Source organism: Gemmatimonadota bacterium, from assembly GCA_016209965.1.
Classification (GTDB): Bacteria; Gemmatimonadota; Gemmatimonadetes; order Longimicrobiales; family RSA9; genus JACQVE01.
Map to the genome: position 1 here is coordinate 1 of JACQVE010000095.1, position 7,001 is coordinate 7,001.

The 7,001-nt window shown below is 66.3% G+C and carries 7 protein-coding genes; all 7 read right to left on the reverse strand.

Annotated elements, in window-relative coordinates:
• Positions 1 to 83 precede the first annotated feature (83 nt).
• From HY703_03960 to HY703_03990, 7 genes are read right to left on the reverse strand one after another with little or no spacing between them, the layout of a single operon-like run.
• Positions 84 to 905 carry a methyltransferase domain-containing protein gene (locus HY703_03960; protein MBI4544330.1) on the reverse strand — a complete coding sequence of 274 codons (822 nt, stop codon included), beginning with the start codon at positions 903 to 905 and terminating at the stop codon, positions 84 to 86.
• Positions 886 to 1,977: a glycosyltransferase family 1 protein gene (locus HY703_03965; protein MBI4544331.1), complete on the reverse strand. Its 1,092-nt coding sequence runs from the start codon at positions 1,975 to 1,977 to the stop codon at positions 886 to 888. Before HY703_03965 ends, HY703_03960 begins: the two co-directional genes overlap by 20 nt.
• Positions 1,978 to 2,027: 50 nt before the next feature.
• Positions 2,028 to 2,813: a glycosyltransferase family 2 protein gene (locus HY703_03970; GenBank protein ID MBI4544332.1), complete on the reverse strand. Its 786-nt coding sequence runs from the start codon at positions 2,811 to 2,813 to the stop codon at positions 2,028 to 2,030.
• Between the two features lie 33 nt (positions 2,814 to 2,846).
• Positions 2,847 to 3,827, reverse strand: coding sequence for a glycosyltransferase family 2 protein (locus HY703_03975; GenBank protein MBI4544333.1), 981 nt, complete (start codon positions 3,825 to 3,827; stop codon positions 2,847 to 2,849).
• 52 nt (positions 3,828 to 3,879) lie between these two features.
• The gene (locus HY703_03980) at positions 3,880 to 4,926 is read right to left on the reverse strand and encodes a glycosyltransferase (protein ID MBI4544334.1); all 1,047 of its coding nucleotides are present in this window, start codon (positions 4,924 to 4,926) and stop codon (positions 3,880 to 3,882) included.
• 15 nt (positions 4,927 to 4,941) lie between these two features.
• On the reverse strand, positions 4,942 to 6,105 hold the full coding sequence (locus tag HY703_03985) for a glycosyltransferase family 4 protein (protein ID MBI4544335.1): 1,164 nt from the start codon (positions 6,103 to 6,105) through the stop codon (positions 4,942 to 4,944).
• Between the two features lie 7 nt (positions 6,106 to 6,112).
• Entirely contained in the window at positions 6,113 to 6,898 is a 786-nt protein-coding gene (locus HY703_03990; GenBank protein ID MBI4544336.1) for a methyltransferase domain-containing protein, read from the reverse strand.
• Positions 6,899 to 7,001 lie beyond the last annotated feature (103 nt).

Genomic DNA, 7,001 nt, shown 5'->3' on the forward strand with positions numbered 1-7,001 from the left:
CAGGTCCAGCCCGGAGAGCAACGCGCCGTAGACTTCGACCAGTCGGCGACGAGTGCGCTGCCCAGCGGTCCGCACGACGCCACTCACGCAACCTCGCACACATATGTGCGCGCCGGGACCGGCTCCCTCAAGACCGGACGCAGATAGTCGTGGGGGATGCTCTCCACCACTCGCCTCAACCGCAGCCCCGAGGCCGCTACCAGTCCCAGAAAATGCCGCTCGTTGAATACCACCTCGACCACTGGACTGCCGTAGGCCAGCTTGCGCAGCACGGTCGTGGAGCGGCGGCGAACCACCGGTACGGTGTGGAAGATGCACCACCCCCGGCTCACGCGGCGGCTCTCCCGGATCGCTTGCGCGTAATCCAGAACGTGCATGAGCACGGTGCCCGAAAGCAGAATGTCACACGAGCCGTCCCGCAGCGGCAGCGCGGTCGCATCCCCCACCGCGAACCGTTCGCTGGGGTAGCAGCGCCGCCCCATGCCCACCATTCCCGCCGAGTAGTCTACACCCAGGTAGCGGAAGCTGAGCCCCGCCAGACGCGACAGCACCTCCGCATTCCAGCCGCTGCCGCACCCCACCTCCACCACCAGCGGGTCCGCCGCCCCCGTGCTCCGCACCGCTTCCGCCAGGGCCAGGAAATCCTGCCGCGGTTGCCCCGCCCGCATGCGCTCGAGCAGCGGAGCAATCGCTTCTTGCTGCCGCTCCGCCACCTCCCGCCCCCGCCAGCCCCGCTGCAGCGCCACCGGCGGCGCAGCAGACAGGACTTCACAGCCGAGCGCTGCCGCGAGCGCATGCTCGCCTGAGGCAACGCGCCAACGCTCGCGCACCGCCCGGCGCAGCCCGGCCGGGACCACCCGGCGCGCTACACCGCGCAGGACCCGCTCATACGCAGCGCGCGACAATCTCGAGCAACTCCTCCATGCGCTGGCGGTAGGTATGCTCCCGCAGTGTCCTGGTCTGCCCGGCACGCGCCACGGCGCAGCGCTCTGCCTCGTGCTCCAGGAGATATCCCACTTTTTCCGCGCACTCCGCGGCACTGCCGTACACCACTACCTCCCGATCCGGCTCGAACAGCTCCGCCAGGTTGTGCTTCCGGTCCGTGACCAGGCAGGCGCCCACACCCGTCGCCTCGTAGAGCCGCATGTTGTTAGCATAGCGGCCCGCCAGATCGATGTGGCGGTTCAGCGCCACCCTTGCCTGCGCCAGCACCCGGTACATGTCGACGCCCCATACCTCCCCGTGAAAGCGCTCCCGCACCGGCGAATCCAGGCGCAACTCATAGGCGCCGTACCCCCAGAAATCCACCGGGACACGACGCGCTATATCCTCCAGCAGTGCGGTCCCATCACAGTGCGCCGCCGAGTAGCCCCCTACGAACACCGCGCCGAACCGGGGCGCTGCCGTACCCACACGCTCCAGCACACGCGCGTCGAAGCCCAGCCGAAAGTACTCCGCGCGACGGCTATCGGCACGGAACCGCTCCACGTAATGCGGCAGGGAGCTCAAGAGCAGGTCATAGCCACGCAGATCCAGCCCCGGGCGCAGGGGATAGGCCGTCTGCCCCACAACGAAGACGCCCCGCCGCCTGCAGTGAGCCAGCAGTGCAGGATCCGGGTAATTCACGTCCTGAACGTAGAGCACGTCCGGCCGGTAATACTCCACCTGGGCATGGAGCGCCTTCTGCACCCAACGCGACCACCGCCCCGTCGCCTGGCACAACTGGCTCTCCAGCCACAGAGCGCGCGCGTGCTCCCGCGCCCACCGCCGCTGCAGCGGGCGGCAGTTCACTACCACCTCCGTGGCCTCCTGCCCCAGCTCGCTGAGCGCCACCGAGTAATAGTCCGCTGTGCCGAACAACTCGTCCATCAGCGCCCGCCACTGCTCGGCATAGGGGCGGCGGCTCAGATCGCGACGCTCGCTGTAGAACGAGTCCAGGAACCCCGGATTATAGGTGTCGACGATGAGGAATCTCATCGAGTGTCCCACTCAGAACCACTGGGGCCACTGGGGACCGAGGGCTACTGCTAAATCGGAGGGAAAAAGGCGGAGACCTCCACCGTGGCCAGCGGCCCTCGCATGTATTTTTCCTTCTTCCACTGCGATTCCTGCCCCACCCGCAAGACACGCCGCAAACGTGAACCGAATCTGCTCCCTGAGCCCGTTCCACCCAGATCAGGAATATTTGGCCGCGTTTTCTGCCACCGCGGCTGCCCGCTGCTGCGCCTCAAAAAGCACACATGGAGACAACGGTAAAAGGAGTCCTCGAAGCTTGCCTGAGAATAAAGCAAGAGACGACGGCTGGCGTCGTAGCCCCGCCTGAAGATAGGCCGCCCCCCTGCCATCCGCTCCCCCGGCCACCCCTCCCAACCACTTATCGCTCGGAAGTTGTAAAGCTTGGTCATGCTGCGGCAGGGAGGCGCCAGATACCCGCGCGCGGTCCGCCGCTGCACATCCAGCTCCACGCAGTTCAGGACATTGCCGAACACTTGCCACCAATCGGCAAAGGCGCCAGCCATAAGCTCCGCCCGCAGCCGCCGCAACCCCTTTGGATCGTAGATCTCATCGCCGTCCACCCCAAATACCCACGTGTCCGAGCCAATGTATCCGGAAACCAGGTCGTGCGATTCGCTCGGATTCTCCACTCGGACAACTTCGATCTTGGGACATTCCAGGGCGAGCTGCTCCAGGATCAGGGGCGTGGCATCCGTGGATTGGTGGTCCGCTACGATGATGCGATCGCAGAACTCCACAATGTTTCGGAGCACGCAGTCGATATACACATCTTCATTCCGAACCAGGCTGATGCCCACAACCTGTCTCTGCACCATCGGTGCTTCCGCGGCTCAAACCCCTCCTGCCGCAGGCTTCCTGCCTGCGACTCGGAGGCTCCCGGGCTGCGCCACTTGCTGGTAAAGCTCGCCCAATCGTCGCACGTGAAAGAATGTGCGCTCGTAAAGGTAGTTCTGAAGGTACGGGTAGAGCTGGCGGTCGCGCAGAGTGGCGCCTTTAGCCGCGCTTGCCAGCAACCCTACCACCGCGCGCAGGGCTTGTGCTACAATGCCCAGTGCGGACAAAGCCCGGGCATCGCCGCCGCCGAAGACCAGGTAATCGAAGCGGCCGCTGACGAACCGTTCACGCATCGCCCACGACAATTGCATCTTCTCCGGCCGCACCACGTGATACACGAACAGGCTGGGATCAAAGTAGATTAGCTCCCGCGGGAGATGGGCACGAACATATTGGAGCAGGGCCACTTCATCGCCGTATCCGATCGCGCGTCCGCGCATGCCGAGCTTGGGATCGAACCCGCCCAACTGCTCGAGCAGGGCCCGCCGGAAAAATATATTGCCGCCCGAGAGATATTCGTCCCGCCCCAATTCGCCTCTCTTTTCCGCCTGCACGTGCGACCCGTAATCATCCCGATACCACCTGGGCTTAGGCGATTCGTAACACGCCAGATACGGCCCACCCAACACTGCGGGTGAGACGGTCTCCACTGCGCGTCGCGCATTCGCCAGCCAATCTGTGGGGGCGCGGCAGTCGTCATCCAGATAGGCCGCGTATTGGCCGCGAGCCTCGCCGAGTCCCCGGTTGCGCGCATGGGAATGACCTTGCTTGCGTTCCAGAACATGACGCACATTCGGGCACTGTGCCGCGTATTCCGCCGTAACGGCGGCCGTGCCATCGGCGGAATTGTTGTCCACCACCAGCACCTCGTATTCGCTGCGGGCCAGGGACTGCCGGCAAAGGTAAGCCAGCGCCGTGGCCAGCAGCGGCGCCCGATTGAGCGTGCAAACGATGACGCTGAACAGCGGATCCGCCACCGGGTCGCCCGCGGCCTGCTGCGGATCCCCCATCCGCGCCGGCCGGGTGGCGTTAGCCACCGGTTGACGAACCGACGCGCCGCCATGCGCGACGCGCGACGCTGCGGGGTCCTCTCGTCAGCACGTATACCGGGTCGGCCCGTACCAGCCAACTCAACAGAGTCACCCCAGGCCGGGACAACGCCCCCCGCGCTCCGGGCGTCGAGCCCAGCGCCGCAACCCACTGCCGGCGCAGCTTCCCGGCCGCCGCAGGATCAACCAGCGGTTGTCGGCTGAATGCGACCAGCATCTCGACCAACAGCCTACAGGCTGGCAGATCTTCCTCGCCCAGCACCGACGGCCAGGCCTGGAACCACTGGCGCAGCAAGCTCACGGTCTCGAGGGCGGGCGGTCGATCGTCGACCAGTCGCGCGATTTGCCGGGCTGCTATCTCCGATGCGATGCGCTGCTGCGCTGCGGAGTATTTCGAGCTGGCGCTCGCGTCGTGCACCCGGAAGACAACCAGCGGCGCGGCCAGGTTAGCCGCGCGCGTGCGTTCTAGCAGCCGCGCCCACAGGTCGTAATCCTGACTGTAGCTCAGGCTCGGATCGTAACGCGCGCCGGCGCAACCCAGCAGCCCCCGCCTCACCAGTACAGAGCTGTGGCAAAAAGCGTTGTGAAACAGCATCTGCCAGCGGATCGCCGTGTTCGTCTCCGGTTGCCGGCATACCCCCAGCAGTCGGCCGTCCTCATCGCATGTGTGATAGGCGCTGCCGACCAGCCCGACCTCCGGATGCGCCCGCAGGTAGTCGAGCTGTTCGGCCAGCCGCTCCGGCAAGGACCAGTCATCGGCGTCCTGGCGTGCCACAAACTCGCCGCGACACAACTCGATCCCCCGGTTCAGTGCCGCCCCCAGCCCCTCGGGCTGGGAATTGCACAGCCGCACCAATCGGGAATCCGAGCACCCGTCCAGGACGGCGCGCGTCCCATCCCGCGAGCCGTCGTCGACCACGATCAGCTCGAAATCGCTCAGACTCTGACGGAAAAGGCTGTCCAGCGCTTGCGGCAGGTAACGCGCCCCGTCGCGAACGGCCATGACAATGCTGACCTGCGGACTCACGCCACCCAGCCTGCCTTATGCCGCCGCCATCACTTCGTCAAGCACTGCCATTTCCAGCTCGACGACTCGGTCGAGCGCGAAGCGCTCGAGCACGTATTTCCGCGCGGCGCTACCCAGCCGGCGCTGCAGCTCCGGGTCATCGAGCAGACGCGCAATGGCATCCGCGATCTCCTCGGCTGTCGTGCCGCACAGGTAGCCGGTCTCCCCGTGCATGATCACCTCCCGGATCCCACGCACCGCCGCCCCGATACAGGGCAGGCCACAGCTCATGGCCTCCAGCAGAGCTTTCGGGTGCCCCTCGTAGTGTGAGGGAAGCACGAAGGTCCGTGCCGAGTGGAGAAGCCGGGGCAGCGCGAAGCTCGCCACATTGCCCTCGAGCTTGACATCCAGCCCGGCCGCACGCACCCGCTCCCTCGCGGCCCCACCGTGACCGGCCCCGCCGATCAGCAGTAGACGCACTTCACGCCCTCGCGCCTTCAGAATCTCCAATGCGGAAAGCAACCCCTCCACGTTCTTCTGTGGCGAAGCCCGCGCGATGCAGACCAGATCGTGAACCTTCTCAGCCCCTGGCAGCGGCCGGAATACGTCCGTCACCACGTAGTTGGGGATCACATGGATCTTCTCGCCCGGCAGGCCATGCCTCTCCATTGAATACTGACGCGCCCACTCCGAGGTCACGACTACCCGCTCGGCAGCACGAAAAGCCCGACGCTCTGCCCGCAGCGCCCGCTCGATCACCGCCCGGTCGCCGGTCTGCTCCTGGACGTCCGCGCTGTAGGGGTACCCACAGCGCACGATCAGCTTCTTGCCGAAGAGGCGCTTGCACCAGAGGGCGAGATCCGCCCCCTCGAGCTGGTTGGTCTTGAAGACGTCCGTCGCCGCGAGATCCCTCCAGTGCTGCGTTACGAGCTGCCTCAGATGGCGCCGCCCAGACGCGCCCGGCTGCAGAGGAATGAGCCCGATCGGCCCCAGGCGATCCGAGAAGGAGCGGTCCGCCTCCCCGCCGTAAGTGATGAACCGCACGCGCACCCCGTGCTCCGCGAGACGCCGGTAGATCGACAGCTCGCGCTCCAGCATGCCCACCTCCGCCCACGCACCCAGTGATACGCCACGCGTGAAAAAGAGGGCGAGCCGCGCGCCGCGCCGCCAGGCCAGCGCCGGCTCCGGCACAGAGGCCACCCGCGCCTCAACTCCCATCCACGCCCAATTCGGCCCAGATCTCGCCCCAGCGGACCTCCTGGTGCCGGATGCGCAACCCGGCAGCGGCCATCTCCTGAGCGAAACTCTCCACAGTGTACTCCGTCTTGTGGTCCGGATCGAGCCGCCACTCGACCCCGAGTTCCTGCTTCAGCGGCACACGCCAATCCCGCTCCAGGAGGGGCACCCGGATCAGCAAACGGGAGGGCCGCACGTGCTCCACGACCCGGCGCAAGAAACTCTGGCGCTGGGCGAGGTGCTCGAGCACGTTGGACAAGACCACCACATCGAAACACCCGTCTGGCAATTCGGTCAGCGCGTCTCCCACACAGTACTCGATCCGGGCATGCGCGTGTCGCTGTCGCCCCTCAGCAATGTTCGCCGGGTTGATGTCGATTCCCACCACCTCTGCCCCCGACTGCTCCGCCAGGGCGTAGGCGACAGCGCCGAGGCCGCAGCCGATATCCAGGACCCGTTCGCCGGCTGCGACCCGCGCCACAAAGAAATCGTGATAGCGGGTGTGACGATGCTTGGTGTGCAGCCCGCCCCCGTACGCAATCGCCGCCTCGCCCTGCAGCGAATACAGACTCGAGTCTAACCCGAGCAGGAAACGGAGCGCCTCCGCCGGCGGAAGCGTGCCGGCGCGCCTGGCCACCAGATAGGAGACTAGCCTCTGCAGCCTGGCCACGCCCAGGGCGTCCAGCCCCACCCGTACGACGCTGTTCCATAAGCCGGCCGCCCGCCACACAAAGGCCGCCTTGAGGCGCTGCAGCATGGGCGAAAGCATCACCTCAGAACGCGGCCCGCAGGTCGCAGGTAGTAGGCCAGCCGACGATCCTCCACCCGGCGGGCGGCCCGGTAAGTAGGCTGTGCCGCCA